The following is a 20,552-nucleotide window of genomic DNA, read 5'->3' on the forward strand; positions in this document are numbered from 1 at the left end:
AAAACAAGCATTTTTCCGCTCCTCATTCTAGAAAGATGCTTTTCAGAAGAAAAATAATCATGATTCTTTCAAAGGGATCGGGAATCTAATCGTTTTTGGCCTAAAACCCTGATTTATGTTCGAGGTATGAATAATTCAGGACTAAGTAAAGGTTGCTCTTTCAAATAGACCTCTCCTAAAGTTTTTATTACCATTATTAACCACTTCAGAAAGGTCTATACTTATTTAGTTGTCTTCTATATTATCATCTATAAAATCGCCTTGAATTATTTTGTATGCTTCGTCTAAAACGTGTGGTGAGAGTATTGCCTTAGTAAAGTCATCAAATGACTCTTCAAAAACTCCTAAAATATCGTATGCTTCTTGAATAATTGGTACTAAGTAACCCACTTTTCCCTTACTTTGATAATGAAGTATTTGCGGAAGACCTGTACTAATATCACCGAGACCAATTTTCATTGGAAATTTTAATTGTTCTTCAATGCTATTCAAAAGTTTGCAAAAATCCTCATTGCATTCCTTAAAACGGTGTAATGTTCTTGGACGATATCTTGACTTATATTGTTCATCTAATTCTCTCAACTCAGTTGCTTCAGGTATACCCATCAAGACTAAAGTAACATTAGTCTTATTAGCCATATGTTTTATTGCATCCATAGCAGTCTTTTTATTAAAAGGAGATGATTGGATATTATTAAGTTCATCGATGATTATCATCCTAACTTTTTGTTTACTTATTAAATGATAAGCTCTAGTTTTTAAATCGTTTATTCTAGGAACCCCACCTAAACGTGGGGATCCTAATGCATAAATTAATTCATGATAAAATTCCAAAAGTGTAAAGGGGTGTGGTGTTTCCATGTATATTATGGGCTTAATATCAATCTCTGTTTCATCATCTTCAACAATTGTATATTCTGGATATTTCCGAATATAATTTTCTGCCATTCTGGTTTTGCCTACGTTTGATGGACCTGTAATAAATAGATGTCTAGTTTTCCCATTTCTCTTAATATGTGAATCCATAACCTTATAAATTGATTCCACTTCAGGAAGAACAATATTTAAATTTTTTACTCTCTCAGCAAATTCTTTATATTCATTGAAATTCATGTAATAATCATTCACTCTCATTACAAATTTACAATCCTTAACTTTCTATTTATCTTCATTAAATTTTTGAATTGCATTTGCTAATAATTGTTGATAAGTGGAAGTATTCTCCCTTTTATCAACCAATTCAGCCTGATTAATAGTACTGACCTCGACCTCCCAACCAATCCGTTCTAACTGCTGCCTCGTTCTTAAATTGGTTTTGTATGCTTTTTCGATATCCTTTTTAAGTTCATTTTTCGCTTGTAAAATTTGACTATCCGTTGCCAACTTATTCCTTTTCAGTTCACCATTCTCTCGCAAATGTTTCATAAGCAATTTAAACGTGTAAGCGTTCATTCCCTTTACAGAATCATATGTGGGGAAAGCAATATTAACCCTAACGTATCTTTCTTCGTTTGGTGGTTTTATATAAACATATGAAATATCATCTATATCATATTTAACAAGATATTTAACTTCTCTTTTATCTATTAAGTGAGACATGGCATTTGAACGATAAATTCGATTATCAATTCTTATTCCATCCTTTGTATAAGGCTTGAGCATAGTGGGAAGTAATAATACTTTATAATCTTCCTCTTCCTCTGGCTCAATAAAGTCAGGTAATCCAGCTATTTTAAGACCCTCATAATACCGTGCCATTGGTGAATTACAATCTAATGGTAGCCCACTATGTTTTTGATAATGGTATATATCAGTTATATATCTAGTTAAAATTCTTTTAACGTCTTCAAGGCTTAATAATGCATTTTCAGTAGAATTATATTCACCTTTTTGGAATATGTTACTTTTAGTTGTACCTTCTAAATTGTGTAGTACCTGAGTGTTAAACGTGCCAATTAATCTCTCAATAGTGCCTCCATATCTCGGTGTTGCTATAGGTCGAAATCTAATATTAGACTCTATAGTGTCATTCACAAGACGTTTTATTTCAGTATTGTGAAATTCCTTACCATTATCAAACTGTATACTTCTTGGAACTCCGAATATTTCCCAATTATTAAATGTTCCATATTGATCTTTAGTATTTTTAAAAAGTATACCGTGTTGAATTGCTTTTCTAACTCTATTTCCAGATGGGGGTTCAAAGGAAATATACATACACCAAACCATTCTAGAATAAACGTCAATACCAAGAGTTATCCACGGTCTACCTTTAACAACCCCACTTTTTTCATCAATTACTTCTATATCCATTCTTGTATGGTCAATTTCAACTAGATGTAAAGGATAAAGTGCTTCGTTATTAGCAAATCCTCGGTTAACATCTTCATATTTAGCAGATCCTTTCCTTCCAAAGCGCATTCTTTCAATTATTTTTGGAGAAATTCGTTCAAGTATTTTATACAGTGTGATCCTAGCAGGAGGTGTTATGTTATTTACGAAACATTTGATTTCAATATTATTAATTATCGTAGCTTTATTTTTTTGATGTATAGTTAAAAAGTCATTCTCAATTACTTCCTTAATTATTGGTATATATACATCGTCAAGGCGAACTTGTATTTGATCAAGTATTTGGTCAGGATTCATAGGATCACTAATTATTAATGTTTTATTATCAGAACGATAGTGATAACCTGTCCCCAAATTGGAAATCAATCCCTCTTCTCCATATTGTGGGTTTGCACTAGCTGCATGTCGATATTTAGATAAATATCTTTTAATCGTCCTAGCTGACAGGGAATACTTTTTACTCAATCGCTCAATTAAAAGTTCCTGTGTTAATTTTTGGGGATTTTCTTTTTCATTTAACAAGTCACTATTATTCTCAAGAAATTCAACATATGATGGGAAATGTTCTTGTTTTAATTTCTCTAGCAATAATAAAGGTCTTATGATTTTCAATCTTTCTGAAACTTGTTCCCTTTTCTTATCATTTATTGAATCTAATATAGAAAAGTACTTTGTTTTATCATTTTCTATTTTTTTATTTAGTAATTTTCCCGCACGGAAAGAAGGGTTCGTAATTAGTTCAAAATAATTAATTGATATTGCATCAACACTTGTATCCTTCTTTTTTAAAGTAACAATGGGTGGGTCTATGGCTAATATGATATAGGTAAGTCCGTAGTAAGTTACTTCTCCGTTTATTTTAAGGTTGTTAACCTGCAAATATATCACCATCCAAATTTAAATAGGGTAATAACTGCTTATCAAGTCTATTCAACCTAATCTCACTAAATTGATTGATTTTTTTTGTTATATCGATATCTATAGCTCCATTAGCAATAAGATAGTAAATATTCGGCATTATTAATAAAGGATTAATCTTAGTAACAAAGCTATACGCTAAATCATGTATTGTTACTTCTTTCATATGTTTTAAACGGTAATTAATTTCTTGAGTCCATCGATCATAACTTTTTCTTTTCTTTAAAAAACCGTTTAAAAACTTAATATTATATAAAACTTCTTCGGGTAGTGCTTTGGGATATATTACCTTATAATCCCACTCCCGCGTTGCTGCATACCTAAGACAAGCTCTATTGATAAGGGTATGTTTTTTACTCTCTTGTGGTGCCTCCTTTATCTGAAAAATAGTCGGTTTAATTGAATCTCCGAAAACCAAAACATCGGGAACATGAACCCAATGCTTCTTATCTCCATCTTCGGTCATAAAAGGAACCTCAATCTCTAATGGCTGTACATAATAACTCTTGACTTGTCCGGCCAACTCTAGAAAGAAATAAAATAAGCATTCTCCCATGGACTCATATTCAATAGTTCTTTGCATTTTGTTACTATAAAAGGATCCTTTTATATGATGTATTTTCCAGCTTAAATTATTGTTTACCTTTCTTTTTGGAAAGTACTCCATTTCTTCTTCTTTCCATCCAATTTGATCATAATTTTTATACATTTTAGCCCTCTCACTAACCGCCATAGTCGTAATATATCTTCCCTTATATATCCATTTAATATTTAAAATTAGATCTAAAATGATTCCCCCAATCAATCCCTTGTTCAGCAAAAAACTATTTCAAACAACTCTAAAGTTTCTTTATTAATTAATTTGCAGGTTTTATAGGTCTTATAATAACAATAAGGAAGTTTTTAATGTTCTAACAAAATCAGTAGTCATAACAATTGGTACTCCCTGTACATGTGGATGCTTAATACATAGCCGTTTAGCAATCTCAATTTTTACTTTGAAGTAGTAATCTTATATCTATAAAATTCATCAATCCATTTAGGATGTATTAATATTTTCTCTAATGTAAAAAGTGAGTATGATGAATTCAATTAGTTTTCCATTTCAAATGTCTAATTAACCAATCTTCTGAAGCTACTCTATTGTCATGTACTTGAATAAAAGGCATTAATCCTTTCCACTACCATCTTTTAATCGATTTTCTTGTAGTATTGTTATTCTAAAATATTTTTTATAGATTAATCCCCCCTTTATAAACACAAAAAACCAAAACTTGAAATGGATACTTAAATAAACAGTGTGTCTGTTGATACACTGCTTATTTTATCCTTTTCAAATTATGGTTTTTTTGACGTTTTTATTGAGTTTTTATATTTAAAAATAAGTCATTTCCGGAAATAAATGAATTATCTAATTACTTAAATATAGCTCAATCCAAAAAATGTTATGTGCAATTTAATTGTATATTGTTTGACCATGAAATTTCAATAGATTTTTGATTAATAACGAAACATAAAGATCTTCACTTTTTTCTTTTATCCACTAAAAAAAATATTAGTTATGATGTTTAACTACTCTTTTATCAAGATCAAAAGAATATACAATCATTGTCATTCCTATCTGTTTTTTCATATTTTGAGCTAGTGCTTCATATTTTTGTAAAAAAAGCAGGTGAGGTGGGTATATGTTTAAATCAAAAAAATAATGAAATTTAATTGTGATAGCGAAGCTTAGTTGGAGAATTAACACCGTTTTAAGTTAGTATTTCTATAAACATGGAGATTAATTGAGGCATTTATGCAGCAAAAAATTCTTAAAGCTTATTTTTGAATAAGTTATTGAAACTCTTCTTTTTTCCTTCTATCAATCTAATCGTTTCTTCTTCTTCTTGTTTTTTCTTTATTTCTTCATTTCTTTTATCATTCTCTCTTTTTAAATCTAGTTTATATTTTTCTTCTTTAACTTTATTTGTAATATACGTACACCATACACCTTCGTGATCCCATTCAATTTCTAAACTACATTTTCCAGGATTTGCTAGTTCAACTGTTCCTTCATGCCAGTCAATTTTTAGTCCAGTTGATTTATACACTTGGAAAGTATCATTATCACTAAATACTTCTATTCGAATGGTCCATTCAGACCACTCCGAGAAATGCACTCTAAAATTATCAAACTCTAAAATCCTATACATAGCATCTGAACTATCTCTATCAGTAATTTTTAGTCCAATTAGATGTCCATTTTGAACTAAATCAAGTAGAGTCAATAATTTAATTTTCTCTGGTTCTAATACCTCACTTTTTATAATTTCAACTTTTCTCTTACCAAACAAGCGCATTATATCCCCCCATTTTATACTTTTCATAAATATATATGTTCTCATGTGTAGATTATTCTCCTTTTGTATGCCTATAGAAAGCCCTAACGTGACGGATTTGACCCTTACAGATTGGAATAGAAAGGCACTTTAAGCCCTACTGGACAAGGAGTTTGGGAAATATTGAATAAAAGAAAAGGCTGAATTCCTATTGAAGCCAGCCCTGTACTTTAATTGATTTTTGATTGAAAAATCGTTTGACCCATATTGCACTATGTGTTTTCCAGGAACGGTGTATCTACCATTCTCAAAAACCATCATTATATAAATTAATGCTTCGCTTCTTCAATAAAATGATATTTAGAAAGTGAGATATAGACATTGCAATGGTCACATTTAATATACCAATCGAATTGAATTTCTTTTATTTTATTTAAATCAATACTTGTAACTTCCTCACACTCGTCGCAGTATAATGGTATTTCAATATCACGCAAAATTTCCTCTATATATTCCTTACCTACATCTTCATTAATACTGCTAAACCATTTTGTTTCTAAAAAGACGTTATTATAGAGTTTTGTTATAGATGGAATTGATTCAAATAATTCTTCGTATAATTTAATAACAACTCCAGTTGAATATAGCATTAAAATCGGCAATTTTGCATAATAGTAATCCCATCTGTCAATAAAATCTTCTTCCGTTAAAAAAATATTATTAAAATCGATTGTTCGAATAGATCTTGCTGTAGTTACTAAATGATTTGCCTTGTTCCACATTAGCTCTAATCCAAAAGGAGAATTGTAATTATACCTCAAGTCATACATATAGTTAACATCTAATTGATTTAATAATTTTTTAAATTCATTTTTATTCATTGCTTCAAGCAATATTTTCCTCATTTTTTTATTTTGAAATTTCCTAATTCCTCCGATTTCGTACTTATCTATATCCCCTGCATCTATCAATGATAATAGTTCATCCCCGTATGTACATAACCATTCTAAGTAAAACAAATTATCTTTAAATGGCTTTCTTAATAGTGTATATGAAACTGCAGTCTTACCTTTTTCGGATGCTTTTAGCGACTCTAAAACAAAACTTAAAAAGTCTCCCAGTAGGGAATGGAACAATTTCCTTTTTAGAACAATACTTGCTTCTACCTCATATTCATTATTTCTTAGCCAATCAATAACATCTGCTGCTTGCTCTATCCCCTGTAAGCTTGCTCTCCCATTTTCTTCAATTGTATAACCCTTAAGTTGATCATTTTCGAGACACTCATGAAAAATACTTACGCAAACATCATGTAAATATAAACATAAATTATGTTTGATTATATATTTCCCTGGTATATGAATCTCATCATAATATGTCATCAATTGAACTCCTTTTAAATTTTAATGTTACCTACTATTATATCTTTGATTAGAACGCACTTCATATTTTTAAAATAATCAAAACCTACACTACCTAAGTTTATAATGAAAGTGTTCCAATTTAAGTGAAAAGCATTAAGTTCTACCAGGTTATTATATTGATTAATTTTTAGGTATTACAAAAAATACTCCAAGTTGAATAAATACACACATATCAACTGGAGTTATTTAATATATAATTTAAACTAGTGTCTATAATTATAGTACTTCAACTTGTCCCATCATACCGTTTTCTTCATGTTCAAGAACGTGACAGTGGAACATGTAAATGCCTTTGTTATTGAATCTCACAGCTAGTTTCACTGTTTGGTCTGGTTCAATTGCAACTGTGTCTTTCCAGCCTTGTAATTCTACAGATGGTTCTTTTCCATCTATCGAAACGATTTTAAATTGTGTTCCATGAATATGGAATGGATGTGTCATTCCGCCCATCATATCTGGTTTATTATAAATTTCCCAAATTTCTGTTTCACCTTGTTTTTGAGTAAAATCAATTCGGTTCATATCAAATTGTTTGTCATTGATATATACCATTTCACCCATACCAAATAATTCAAGTTTTTTCGTTACAGGTAAATTTTTTTCTTCTTCTGTAACTACATAATCATTTAATGTTTCTGGAATTTCTACTGTATTTGTCCTTTGCTCATCAATCTTAAATGGCAATAAGATTGAATCTGCTTCATTTACTAAAGCTACAACGTTTGAAGTATCAAATTTTGAAAAATCTACAACAATTTCTGCACGTTCACCAGGAGTTAATGTAATTTCTTTCATTTCATTTGGTTTATTTAGAAATCCACCATCTGTTGCAATTTGTTCGAAAGTATCCCCTGTGTTTAATTTTAAAGTATAGTTACGGGCATTTGATCCGTTCAATAAACGTAAGCGTACTTTCTCTTTTCCTACTGTCAGATTAGGATTAAGAGTTCCGTTTACTAACATTGTATCGCCAATTGTTCCATCTTCATTACGAACCGCTTGATAATCAAACTGTTTATCCTCATTAAATTGTCTATCTTGGAATACTAGTGGGAAATCATTTATTCCATATTCATCAGGCAATCCTAAATTTTTAGAGTTTTCATCTTCCACATAAATCAATCCTGCTAATCCTTTATATACTTGTTCAGCTGTTGCGCCCTCAGGATGCGGGTGGAACCATAGAGTCGACGCACCTTGACTTACAGTGAATTTTACATCTTCTGTTGCACCTGGTTCTAGTATTTGATGAGGGCCACCATCTCCTTCACCTGGTATTTCAACTCCATGCCAATGGAATGTTGTCGGTTCAGGCAGATGATTTTTCGTTCTGAATGTTACAGTTTCACCCTCACTTACACGAATAACTGGTCCTAAGAATGATCCATTATATCCGTATGTATCTGTTTGGATACCATCAAAAATTTCAGTTTTACCTTGTTGAGCCGTAATATCAACAACTCCATCCTTAGCTTCTACTAGTGGTGGAAGTGCTAGTTCATTTTCACCTGTCGAATTATTTAGTTCTAATGGATTTGTATGACTTGCATGACTATTTTCCATATTCATCATTTCTTCATGGGACATATTAGAATGATTCATTTCTTCCATATCTGCCTTTTTTTCAGAAGCTGTTTTCGTATTGATTGCACTACATCCGCCAGCTATAACAGCAGTTGCAATTAATGCAGTCATCCATAACCTTGATTTCATGCTTATTCCTCCTAAATTCTGTTTACATTTAAAATGTAACAAAGAAATATGGAGAAATTATGGATATAACAAACTATCATTGAATAGATTTTTTTAATTTTATATAAAACTCATAAAGTAATTTTAAATATTCCTTTCAATAAAGAGAAAACAAAAAAAGACCCCATTCCAAAAAGGAACAAGGACTACCCTAATAACATAATTCACACTTTTTTATCCCATCTCGCCTATACCAATCAATCATTAATTTAAAAGAAAAGTATACATTGTCAACATCATTGTAATTATAATACCAACTCCGAGAATTGAATAACCTATCCATTTGAAGTCGTCTACTTTTTGAAATTTTAGATATTCTTTATAACTGATTTCTCCTTTTGCAAACTTTAAACCCATGTCATCTGGATTAATAGTAAAAGAGTTATTATTATCATCTTTTAAAATTATTTTTGTAATTAGATCGTTTTTATTAAAAAGGATAGGTTCGAATTGTGGTTCCCAACAATATCCTTCTAGAAATTCAACTCTCGCGACTTTGAACAATGAACTTTTACTTATTTCCTCGTAAACACGGTATGATTGATTTTCAATGAAATTGTTATTGACACACATATTCTCACCTCGCGTTTCAAATTTGTATTGCACTTATGCTTTTTATTTATTCTATGCTGTTTCTAGGATACTTCTTGTATTTTAGTAGGTAATATTAATTTTAGAAGTATGTCCCATGTGATTATGTGAACCATTTGATTCTGAATTGAATTGTTTTTCTGCATATGAAACCCCACCAATAAAATAAAAAGAAATCAAAATTGTAATAGTTAGGGGTTTTATAAACCAAAACTTGTTATTTCTTTCCTTTAAATTCGTCCTTTTGGCAAAAATCGCAAATAAAAATACCGTTGAAATGGACAGAAACAAAAAAATTCTAACTAGAGGAACAATTTGATTTTGGCTTATCAACATCTCACCTAACATGGCTCCCATCATACCACCCATTACCCCGGCCATTACACCATCTAACACTGACAGAATTCCGAAATTACTTCCACACAATAAACCTACAAAAATGCCTATGAATATTGACAACATTGTAGAAAGGTATAAATCCCCTTTATAAGTAAAACCAAAAAGAACTCCAACAGTTAAACTGAGATTCATACTGAAATACATCGAAATCATCATTCCCTCCATGGGAGTGACCTTTCGTTTAAACATTCTTGATTGTACGAGCACGATAATCGTTAACAGGAATAGTGATCCTAGAATAAATAGTTGGTAATACCCCATCCAACTCTCCTTTATATATGTAGGTTTTATAATCTTATAAAAGTATACTGTATACCCCTCACCGGTATGCATAAAATAACTAGTCATTTAAACTTCTAAATAAAAAACAGCCTTGATTCCAGTAGAATCAAGGCGCATAATTCAATCTATTAATCTATTCTCAACAATTGTGCATTAATGGAAGCAATAATTGTACTTAATGACATAACAACAGCTCCTATTGCAGGTGTAATAACAATACCTACATTAATTAAGAATCCTGCTGCTAGTGGAATGGCTAATATATTATATCCAGCAGCCCACCATAGGTTTTGAACCATTTTTCTATGGCTTGCTCTCGATAATTTTAGTGTATTTAAAATGTCTACTGGTTTGCTGTTTACTAATACAACATCGGCCGTTTCTATGGCAACATCGGTTCCAGTACCTATGGCAATACCTAAATCAGCTTCAGCTAAGGCAGGTGCATCATTTACACCGTCTCCAACCATCGCTACTTTCATGCCATCTTCCTTCAATACCTTTACATTTGATGATTTTTCATGTGGCAGTACTTCTGCAATTACTTTGGTCATACCTAACTTTTCACCAACATACTGTGCAACACGATTGTTATCACCCGTCATCATGATGCTTTCAATTCCTAAACGATTTAACTCTTTAATAATTTGATAGGAAGATTCTCGGATGATGTCCGCTAATGCAATCATGCCTTGAAGTGCATTCTCTTTTAACACGAATATAACCGTTTTTCCTTGTTGCGCAAGTGTCTCATATGTTTCAGTATCAAATGGAATGTTCTTTTCTCTTAACACCCCTGGACTTACAATCGCGATTTCCGCTCCATTAACTTGGGCAACTAATCCTTTACCAGTGAGATTTTTATAATCTTTTACTTCATAAAGGTCTAGATTACGCTTTTTACCTTCTTTAACAATTCCATGTGCGATTGGATGTTCAGATTGTGTTTCAACTGAGTATGCTAGTTTTAATAATTCCTCTTCACTTACACCTGAAGTAGGATGTATATCTGTCACACCAAAGTTTCCTTCTGTTAACGTACCTGTTTTATCAAAAACGATTCGATTAATTCTAAATGCACTTTCAAATGCAGTTCGATTACGAATTAATAATCCTTTCTTGGCAGCGATCGAGGTAGATCTAGATGTGACAAGTGGTGTTGCGAGCCCTAGTGCATGTGGACACGCAATAATTAATACCGTTACCATTCTTTCTAATGCAAAATCAGTATCTCCTGTTGTCATCCAATAGGCAAATGTAAGAACACCTGCAACAACGGCAACGTAAAACAACCATTTCGCTGCAGTATCCGCAAATCCTTGGGCTTTGGATTTTGTTTTCTCGGCATCGCTAACAAGTTGAATCACCTGAGCTAAATAGGTGTCGCTACCTGTTTTTTGAACATTAATTTTCAAGACACCTTCACCATTAATCGATCCACCAATGGCTTCCATACCAATTGTTTTTTCTATTGGTACAGATTCTCCTGTTAACATTGATTCATCAACAGTTGAATGTCCTTCGAAAATCATTCCATCAAGAGGTATTTTCTCTCCTGGTTTAACTAAGATTTGGTCACCTTGTTTTAAATCTTCAACAGAAACTTCTATGATATTACCGGAAGTATCGATTTTATGAGCTTCTTTTGGCATTAGCTTAATCAACTCTTCTAATGCTTTTGATGCACCCATGATGGATTTCATTTCTATCCAATGCCCAAGTAGCATAATAACAATTAATGTTGCTAACTCGAAGTAGAAGTCACTACCTTCTATGAAGAATGCTGTTAATGTGCTATATACATAAGCAGTAACGATGGCCAGTGAGATTAATAACATCATTCCGGGTACTTTATCTTTTATTTCACTCCAAGCTCCAAGTAAAAACGGTTTTCCCCCATAAAAAAAGACGATTGTTGACAGAAGGAATAATAAAAATGTGTCCCCTGGAAAATCAACATGATAGCCAAACAACATTTGGATCATCATTGATAAGTATGAAATCGGAATCGTTAAAACTAAAGAGACCCAAAATCTTTTTTTGAAATCCCCGATTGAGTGTCCGTGGTGTTTGTCGTGACCCCCACCATGTTCACTATGATGATTGTGTCCTTTATCAATATTTTGGCTATGCCCACTATGGTCATGTTTTTGATGATGATGTTCATGTTTATCCTGTGATGTGTGGATATGCTCTCGATGGTTGTGTTGTTCTGATAGATGAACTTGCTCAATGTGATTATGGTTATTATGTACTCCATTCATTGCGAGTTCGTGATCACTATGATTGTGATGATTATTGCCCTCATGAACATGGTGGTTATGAGTTTGTTTCTGGTAGTTAACTTCATTTCCATGATTATTACTATTTCCCATTAACCCCACACCTTTGGAATTATTTTCATCTTAATATATCACACATTACCCATATAGGGTATGTGGCAAATTCTTTCTTAACAATAATTACAAAATGTTTATATTCCCCAATATGTAATGGTATCAAATACGCCAATTATGATTAGTGTAACGCCCGCGATTTTTTGAATCGTTCTTCCAACTTTCATACTCTTCTTCATAATGAATCCTTTTACATCAAAATACCAAATGAGTCCAAGAATAATGATTAATGGAACGGATGTAGCAACACCAAAAACAGCTGGTAATATGGCCCCATATGAAGTTGATACAACAGTAGGCATCAACCAAACAAAAAAGAGAACAAACATCGTTGGACAGAATGCAATGGCAAAACTAGCACCTAAAAGAAAGGATCCAATTTTCCCTTCTTTTAAACTCGTTGGAATCTGCAAGCTTACTTTGTTAAAAAACTTTAACCTCATTATTCCAAGCAATACTAGACCTGTAATAATCATTAAAGGCCCAATAATTTTACGGAATATTGGAAAATATCCAGTGATTTTCGTTTCAAAGGATTGTCCAAATATCCATACAAACAAACCAATCAAACTATAAACAACAACCTTTCCAGCAATAAAGGAAATAATTTCTCCCCAGTTATTATCCATTCGAATTGTACGGTTTCCGTATAAGGTGATGGCACTAATATTACCTGTCAATTGGCATGGTGCAAATGCGCCAATCAATCCGAGAAGAATTGCAACAATCCATGCTGAATGTTGATACGAAGTTAAGAATGTTGAAATAGGTCCTGTTATAGTTAAACTGATATCAGACAATATACTATACATTCATCTCACACCTAAAATTTACTTAAATTGCGTTTGTAACAAAAGACCTCTGCAGGTTCTTGTGCTTTTATATCAATTGCATCGTTGTAATGCATGTACCATCATTTTTAAAAGTAGAAAATTTAGACTCTGCTTTTTTTCCTTCATGCTCAATAGTAATGTTGTATGTTTGATCACGTGGTAACCACAAATCGATAAAGCCGTTTACTTGAGTTTGTAATGTTTCATCTAACACCACATTACCGTTAGAATCTTCTATATATACATCAAATTGTTCGTTTACCAATTCTCCTTGGCAACTCGTTAAACTATGTATTTCACACGGATGTGTTTGGTTAATAAACGGTGCAATCGAAACAAAAAACTCATCTTTTGGTAATTCATAGATTACTTCTTTACCGTCATTTTCTGTCACAACAATTTGTTCAGATGTGATTGATGCTGATTTTGCCTCTAAATTTCGAACACTGTAATTTTGAACCAATTCCTTAATATCTTCTGGCTCTCCAACATTTGCACTACTTTCTTCATTTGCATTTTCTCCATTACAAGCAACTAAAAATATTGCAGCAAATAAAGTCACAGTTAACATTTTAATTTTCATTTATCTTTCACCTCATGTTTTATTTGGTTGTTCTTTACTAACTCCATTTATAGCCAATTCCCCAAGCCGTTTTTAAAAATTCATCTGTTGGAAATTTTGCTTTTCTAAGTTTCTCTCTTAAGTTTCGAATATGTGAGTCAACTGTTCGAATATCGATATCTGTTTCGTAATCCCATGCAATTTCTAATAATTCTTCTCTTGTAAAAGTTTTAGAGGGTCTCGAGATTAATGCTTTAATAATATTAAACTCTTTTAAAGTAAGTTGAGATGTTGAATCCTGATAGTGTAAAGAATAGGTTTCACAATCTAATGTAAACTCTTGATAAGTAATAGTAGATTTATCATTATCATTAGAAGTACGTCTTAATATTGCATGTACTCTTGCCACCAGTTCTCTTTCATCAAAGGGTTTTGTAATATAATCATCTGCGCCAATTTCTAGTCCTTTTACTAAATCGTTTTTATCTGTTCTTGCGGTTAACATAATAATCGGTACATTTGAAAATTCCCGAATTTCTTTACAAACTTCCCATCCATTCATTTCGGGCATCATAACATCTAAAAGGACAAGATCCACTTTTTCTTTCTCGATCATTTCAATTGCATTTATGCCGCTTGTTTCCTTTATACACTTCATTCCTAATGGTAATAAAAATAATTCAATTAAATCTAACATTCTTTGTTCGTCATCCACCAAAAGAATCGTGTTCATTTTAATCCAACCTTTATATTGTTACTTTAAATATGCTTCCTTCACCTAGTATACTTTTCACTTCTATTGTTCCACCATGTGCTTCTACTAGTTCTTTAACAACAGCTAGACCAATTCCTGATCCACCAAATTGCCGTGAACGTGATTTTTCTACTCTGTATAATTTTTCGAAGATAAACCCAATTTCATCTGCTTGAATCCCAATTCCTTTATCAATCACTGAAATAATCGTTTTAGTTTCATATTTTTGAACTTCTAATGTTACTTCTGAATGTTCATCTGAATATTTAAGCGCATTATCTAATAAATTTAGGATTATTTGCTCCAATCGTACTGGGTCCGCATACACTTGAAAATCTTCTTCACAAATTAAGTTTAATTTGATTATTTTCATTTCATATGAGGGTTGAACGAGTTTACAGACATTTTCAAAAAATGGCCGTGCAAAAAAGTGCTCCTTCGAAACTGTGAAAGATGTCTCATCCATTCTTGCTAAATCGAGTAAGTTTTTCACTAATTCTTTCATTCGTTCGGATTCTTCACCAATGATCTTAAGGTAATGCGCACGATCCTCTTCTGTTAAACTTTTCCTCATAGCAATATTAGAATATCCAATTAAATAAGTAAGTGGTGTACTTAATTCATGTGCAATCGATGCAAGAAATTCATTTCGTTCATTTTTTAAGCGTTCTAAGTCTTTAGCCAATTTCTGAATTGAACTTGATAATTCACCAAGTTCATCTTTGCCTAAATAAGGTAAACTTACGTTAAATTCACCCTTACTAATTTTCTCAGTAGCCTTTTTCATTCTTAATAATGGTCTTGTAAGTAATTTAGATAGTATCGCATATACAATAAATAAAATGATAAAAGCAATAACGCCTGAGATAGCAAAATGCATATTTAGGTTATGTACCATTTGATTAATAGAGCTTGTACTTTGAAACATGACAACATAACCGAATATATTATCATTCACATGATATGGATGTGCGCTAACAATATAAGATGAATTTCTCCAATCTGAAACAATGATACTGTCATTGGTATATTCTAGATTCATAACAAGAGTATGAAACTCTTCTAGTACACTTTCTGAAGATCTGCTAATGATTTTACCTTTGTTATTGGTAATCATTACTTCTCTATCGTCATTTTTCTCCATCATAACAATATGTTCGATTGTCGTTTCTGAATAATTTTCAATCAGTACATCTCTGTGATTTTTACCATTAGATAGTAATCTAGAGAATTCTTCATCTACCCTTGATTGAATGATATTTTGATGAAGATAGGTCATTAGAAATAACTCCATAATAAACACAACGATAAAGAAGCAAGCTGCTAATTTTGTGGAGATTTTATTCAACATATAGTTCTCCCCTCTCATGAAATAGTATAAAAAATAAATATGAAGAATTTATGCAGATATATAAATTATCGACCATCTGATGGTTCTTTGAATTTTTCTCCGATTCATTGTTTCCCATTTCTCTTGTTTAATAATTATTGTTCTAAATTTTTGATTACCTTCGATTATAAAAAAAGGAAAAACGTCAAAACCCTTAATATTAAAGGATTTTAACGTTCATTGAAATTCTATGAAATTAATTATCGAGACAGTGTAAGATCTAACTAACTGAAAATAATAAGATATATCTTTGCAATCCATAAAAATAGGTTCTCACTTACTTTATTCCGATATAATGGAAAAAGAATTTTCCTATATTATACAATAATATAAAGAAATGCTGGTGTTAAGTGACAAAAAAGTTGTATACCCGAAACTATCACTAGTGGGTATTATATCTTTTTAGTTATCTTGTTAGATGTTTCATATATACTTTTCTCTTTTGAATTATTCGTTCCTAACCTGCCCATCAAAAAGGGCATTAGTCCTTCTTGGATCAACGCCTTCGTTAGTTCAACAATGTATAGGCAATGAAAAAGGATCTTCCAGTCGAAGATCCTAGCTGCTTGTATATTCTGTTACTTCATCTACATCGTAAATCGAAATGGAATAGTCGATGTATTATTAAGCATCGCCCCATATAGTTTAGAAATATTTATGTTTGAATTTTAATAAAAGGACCCTCGATAAAATATTAATAAAATCTAAGGCGTGCTTCTCTTGCTGCCTCAAAACTTCTTCTAGCAAACTCAAACGGATTCATTCCAACATTCTCCCAATGCATATACATTAACCTTGGATTTTCAAACAGCCAGTGGTTATGAAACGCTGTTACGATAAGTCCTCTTCTTTGTAATGCATGTATCATTGGATTAACTTCACTTTGAAGGAGTACCGTTTCACCAAGATTAATGCCATTTCTTTCGAAGGATAACATAAACGGAATTGCTAGTGGAGAAAGAGTGCGACGCCCTAAAATAGTCGCAGGAATATCTCGAAGCCGCATAACTACACAAACAGGTGTCGCTTGAACAACTGTACCACCGATAATATTTGCAAGCTTTTGACAGGATGACAAATTTATTCTCCTTTCTATGTTTTCTATTACAGATTATGAAGAATATTAATTCTTTGATAGGCAAATCAAATAAAGATATCTATAAAATGCCAAAATAGTGAAAAAGAAGTAACAGCATATGTAAACTCTTATACAATTCAATATCCTTTAAATGAAAAATTAGCACTTATCCTTGTTTAAGGAGAGCGAAAGATGTTTAGAATGGTTATTCAATCATAATATCTAAACGATTGAAATACTTTTCATAAGAAAAAATAAGAAAACTCAACATAACCTAGATTTATGTTTACATCTACAATGAGGGCCAAATGTACAAGTACAATGTTGCCCACAACTACATTGAGAACCACAAGTACTATTTTTTACATAATTTCTTTGTAAACCACATTTGCAATATGGATAACAATTACAATAATGATTGCGATAATAGCTAGTCTTTCTACTCATCCTTTTCCCCTCCTTTTAAAGATTCTACATTTTGAGCATCTTTATTATTTTGATCCGTTATCTAGCCATTACATTACGAAAGTTAGGAATAAATTACTCTAAAAAAAGAGATTTTTCACTTCTCTTTTCGGTAAATATTAAAGCCCATGATACTAAGTTCATAGGCTTTTTTTGAATGCTTCTCTTACCTATCTAGGAAAGTCCCATTCAAATGTTTTTACGTATTCAAGCTTTTTTCTTAGAAAATACGCCTTCTATTCCTTAACAGAAAAATAGATGCCAGTAAAAAGAAGGGAATGAAAAATCTTCTTCTGTTGAATCGATTGCGAAGAAACATTCCTCTTCGCGGATCTATCCATTCAATTTCTCCATAATGAACCCTTCCTTGACGATCTCTTACTTCAACAGCTTCACCTTGATATCTATCCAAAGGATGCATAATATACACCTCCCTCTATAAATGTTGATTTATCAACGGTTTGACCCGTTGGTGGGGTGTCAAAAAAATATTTTTCGACACGCTTCCTAACTGTATTTTCATAATATGTGAAACTATTCCATCATATAGGTACGCTACGCGGTCACTACTGGATAATGGTGGAAAGTAGTGATAGGAAATTATGCGATGCACAATGGATCTCTGCGTAACTTATGATGACGTACCCTCCCATGTCTCTGGGCATCAATGTGCCTACATTCCTTCGTTCGGTCTAGTCATAAGGCAGAGGCTAGCGAAGCTCCTTTAGGGACTCGAGGTCGAATGGAAAAAATAGTGCCAGCTTCTCCGTGTCATCCTGTTGTCTAGGTCTAATTAATGAGATGTAGGGCTTTATGCAGCCTCTTCGAGACTAGGAATATCCCTCATCATTCGCTGTGCGTCAAACGCTTTGTGCTTAGTGCTGATTCCGTGTAATACTTTTAATAGCTTACCGCATAGAACCACGATGGATTGCTTCTTGCGTAACGGATTAACCTGACGGTTAGTGTAATACTCATGTAGCCTTCTAAAAGCTTCATTGTGACGGATCATCGGCATCATTACTCGGAACAGGAGGGCACGCAGCTTTCTTCTGCCCCGTTTGGAGATGCGTTTTTGCCCTTTATGCAAGCCGGAGGAATTTTCACGTAACGTTAATCCCGCGAGTTTGATTAGTTGGCGTGGATCTTCGTAGTGCGAAAAGCTTCCGATTTCAGCTAATAGGTCAACAATTGTGGTATCTCCAAGCCCTGGAACCGTTGATAGCCATTGGTACTCTACAGACGTTTTTACGAGTTCAACTAAGCGTTCCGTAATACATTCGATATCTTCTTCTAGCTGGTGGTAACGGCGGACGAGTGTGGTGATTTCAATACGGGCCATCTCACGTCCTTCTGTTACTCCTATAGAGTTAGCTGCGACTTCAATAAGGCGCACTGCTTTTGGTCTTTGGGGGGATCTGAGTCCCTCGACCTTGCGATAAAGAGATATCAACTCATCGGGTTGTTTCTGGTACAGATCGCTTGGAAATGGGGTGCATTCAAGCACAGCCATTGCCATTTTTCCGAATGACGGAAAAACCTGAGTAAACTCGGGAAAATAACGGTCTAACCAACGAATCATCATGTTTTTGACAGCACCTAGTTCCTCTGTCAATTTGCTTCGGAAGGTTGAGCCAGCACGAAGCTCGGCTTCCATCCCTTTGAGGATTCGCGGATAACTAAAGCGTCCGTCTTTTACAAGACGAGCGATTACCAACGCATCTTTACGGTCATGTTTGGTCGGCAGATTGTCGTCCAACTCTTTTGACCGTTTGACATGCATGGGATTAGTCATGACTAAGGGAATGCCTCGTTCATCAAGGAAGTAGGCTAAATTAAGCCAGTAATGGCCAGTAGGTTCAATCCCGACAATGACTTCTGTTTTTTGGTTTTCCTGCATTGCAGACAAAACACGTTGATAGAAAAGCTCGAAGCCGTTTCCAGCTTGGGACACAGAGAATGATTTTTGGAGCACTCGTCCTCGATCATCAACAAAACAAGCGTAATGTGTGCGCTTGGCTATGTCGATTCCAACAACAAGTGTTTTTTCGGTGACTTGATTTATTTTCTGGTTTTGTTTAAAATCCATTATGGAGTCCTCCTTGGTTAACAAATTAGGGGTCATTTCGTCGATGATTTGACACCCCGCATCATACCAAGAGGGCTCTTTTTGTTCAAGTCCCCGAAAATCCTTCTAACAGGAATGCTCCTTTTTTCAGCAAATTCCATTTGGAAAGTAGCAAACACACCTCCTAGCTTTTAGTTATAATATATGACCAAAAATAGAGTCGAAATAGACAAAAGTATGTAGTTAAAGGGAGAAAAAATATGTCATGTGAATACGATATAGTAGGCGGAAGTTACGATTATATAGGCTACTATTTAGCGGAAGTTTATTATCTTAGAGATTTTAAAGTTTATCAGATGAATTTGTCTTACTAGTTGTACTCTTTATCTTGCTAATTATTGTTAAAATTCATATCACTAGTGAAAGGACCGGATGGCAGTTGGCTAATAAAAAGTTTTAGTAATCATACTTGTCATGCTTGACATACCCGTTAGCCATCCATGAGTCAAAACTACATCACAGAGAATTATGTTCTTTCATGAAAGTTAAAACTAAGTTTTTTAAATTTACCCCTTTATTCTTCCCATTCAGCACCTTTTCCTAATTTTACTTTATTTAGCTTAATATTCCGCATTTATACCTTTTGTGTAGAGAAGAAACACATAAATTATTAATAACAAAGGGGGTGAATTTATGTCTGGTTATTCTAATTATGATAATGTAGGCGGTAGTTTTGATCGCAAAGACAACAAAAAAGAATTTGTTTTAATAGTTGTATTATTCATTTTGTTGATTATTGTTGGTGCATCTTTCATGAAAGATCATTATTATAAATGTCAACTATATAATGTACATTTTCGTTCGTTTAAGAATGTACATTTTTGATTCCCCCAACCACTGGGATGGGGGAAGTATTCTTTAAAAGGGTGGTATGCCAAGCTGATTTTGTAATTCTTCTTTTTCCTCT

At 32.9% G+C, this 20,552-nt stretch carries 16 protein-coding genes and 1 pseudogene; 2 read left to right on the forward strand and 15 right to left on the reverse strand.

Going from position 1 to position 20,552, the window contains the following annotated elements; genetic code table 11:
• Positions 1-225: 225 nt before the first annotated feature.
• From ACOQFO_RS10450 to ACOQFO_RS10520, 15 genes are all read right to left on the reverse strand, one after another.
• A complete protein-coding gene (locus ACOQFO_RS10450) occupies positions 226-1,134 on the reverse strand; it encodes a TniB family NTP-binding protein (RefSeq protein WP_421689611.1) in 909 nt (302 codons plus the stop codon).
• A gap of 24 nt (positions 1,135-1,158) precedes the next feature.
• Positions 1,159-3,231: a Mu transposase C-terminal domain-containing protein gene (locus ACOQFO_RS10455; RefSeq protein WP_421689612.1), complete on the reverse strand. Its 2,073-nt coding sequence runs from the start codon at positions 3,229-3,231 to the stop codon at positions 1,159-1,161.
• A complete protein-coding gene (locus ACOQFO_RS10460) occupies positions 3,221-3,979 on the reverse strand; it encodes a hypothetical protein (RefSeq protein ID WP_421689613.1) in 759 nt (252 codons plus the stop codon). Before ACOQFO_RS10460 ends, ACOQFO_RS10455 begins: the two co-directional genes overlap by 11 nt.
• Positions 3,980-5,084: 1,105 nt before the next feature.
• The gene (locus ACOQFO_RS10465; RefSeq protein WP_421689614.1) at positions 5,085-5,612 is read right to left on the reverse strand and encodes a hypothetical protein; all 528 of its coding nucleotides are present in this window, start codon (positions 5,610-5,612) and stop codon (positions 5,085-5,087) included.
• 308 nt (positions 5,613-5,920) lie between these two features.
• Positions 5,921-6,973 carry a hypothetical protein gene (locus ACOQFO_RS10470; RefSeq protein WP_421689615.1) on the reverse strand — a complete coding sequence of 351 codons (1,053 nt, stop codon included), beginning with the start codon at positions 6,971-6,973 and terminating at the stop codon, positions 5,921-5,923.
• 258 nt (positions 6,974-7,231) lie between these two features.
• Positions 7,232-8,728 carry a multicopper oxidase family protein gene (locus ACOQFO_RS10475; RefSeq protein WP_421689616.1) on the reverse strand — a complete coding sequence of 499 codons (1,497 nt, stop codon included), beginning with the start codon at positions 8,726-8,728 and terminating at the stop codon, positions 7,232-7,234.
• Positions 8,729-9,421: 693 nt separating this feature from the next.
• Positions 9,422-9,754 (reverse strand): hypothetical protein, encoded by a 333-nt coding sequence (locus ACOQFO_RS10480; protein WP_421689617.1) that lies wholly within the window; start codon positions 9,752-9,754, stop codon positions 9,422-9,424.
• 413 nt (positions 9,755-10,167) lie between these two features.
• A complete protein-coding gene (locus ACOQFO_RS10485; RefSeq protein ID WP_421689618.1) occupies positions 10,168-12,414 on the reverse strand; it encodes a copper-translocating P-type ATPase in 2,247 nt (748 codons plus the stop codon).
• Between the two features lie 98 nt (positions 12,415-12,512).
• The gene (locus tag ACOQFO_RS10490) at positions 12,513-13,247 is read right to left on the reverse strand and encodes a sulfite exporter TauE/SafE family protein (protein WP_421689619.1); all 735 of its coding nucleotides are present in this window, start codon (positions 13,245-13,247) and stop codon (positions 12,513-12,515) included.
• A 67-nt stretch (positions 13,248-13,314) separates the two neighbouring features.
• A complete protein-coding gene (locus ACOQFO_RS10495; protein WP_421689620.1) occupies positions 13,315-13,851 on the reverse strand; it encodes a CueP family metal-binding protein in 537 nt (178 codons plus the stop codon).
• Between the two features lie 37 nt (positions 13,852-13,888).
• On the reverse strand, positions 13,889-14,563 hold the full coding sequence (locus ACOQFO_RS10500) for a response regulator transcription factor (protein WP_421689621.1): 675 nt from the start codon (positions 14,561-14,563) through the stop codon (positions 13,889-13,891).
• 13 nt (positions 14,564-14,576) lie between these two features.
• Complete coding sequence (locus ACOQFO_RS10505) at positions 14,577-15,935, reverse strand: sensor histidine kinase (protein ID WP_421689622.1); 1,359 nt, start codon at positions 15,933-15,935, stop codon at positions 14,577-14,579.
• A gap of 733 nt (positions 15,936-16,668) precedes the next feature.
• Positions 16,669-17,052, reverse strand: coding sequence for a DUF1259 domain-containing protein (locus tag ACOQFO_RS10510; protein WP_421689623.1), 384 nt, complete (start codon positions 17,050-17,052; stop codon positions 16,669-16,671).
• Between the two features lie 685 nt (positions 17,053-17,737).
• Complete coding sequence (locus ACOQFO_RS10515) at positions 17,738-17,938, reverse strand: hypothetical protein (RefSeq protein ID WP_421689624.1); 201 nt, start codon at positions 17,936-17,938, stop codon at positions 17,738-17,740.
• Between the two features lie 390 nt (positions 17,939-18,328).
• A complete protein-coding gene (locus tag ACOQFO_RS10520) occupies positions 18,329-19,606 on the reverse strand; it encodes an IS110 family transposase (RefSeq protein WP_421689625.1) in 1,278 nt (425 codons plus the stop codon).
• A 340-nt stretch (positions 19,607-19,946) separates the two neighbouring features.
• Between ACOQFO_RS10520 and ACOQFO_RS10525 the strand changes: the two are divergent.
• Positions 19,947-20,045: pseudogene (locus ACOQFO_RS10525) on the forward strand (hypothetical protein); the annotation flags it as partial.
• Positions 20,046-20,278: 233 nt separating this feature from the next.
• Positions 20,279-20,470 carry a YjcZ family sporulation protein gene (locus ACOQFO_RS10530; RefSeq protein WP_421689626.1) on the forward strand — a complete coding sequence of 64 codons (192 nt, stop codon included), beginning with the start codon at positions 20,279-20,281 and terminating at the stop codon, positions 20,468-20,470.
• Positions 20,471-20,552: the final 82 nt, after the last annotated feature.

The sequence above is a fragment of the Ureibacillus sp. MALMAid1270 genome (genome assembly GCF_049202975.1).
Taxonomy (GTDB): domain Bacteria; phylum Bacillota; class Bacilli; order Bacillales_A; family Planococcaceae; genus Ureibacillus.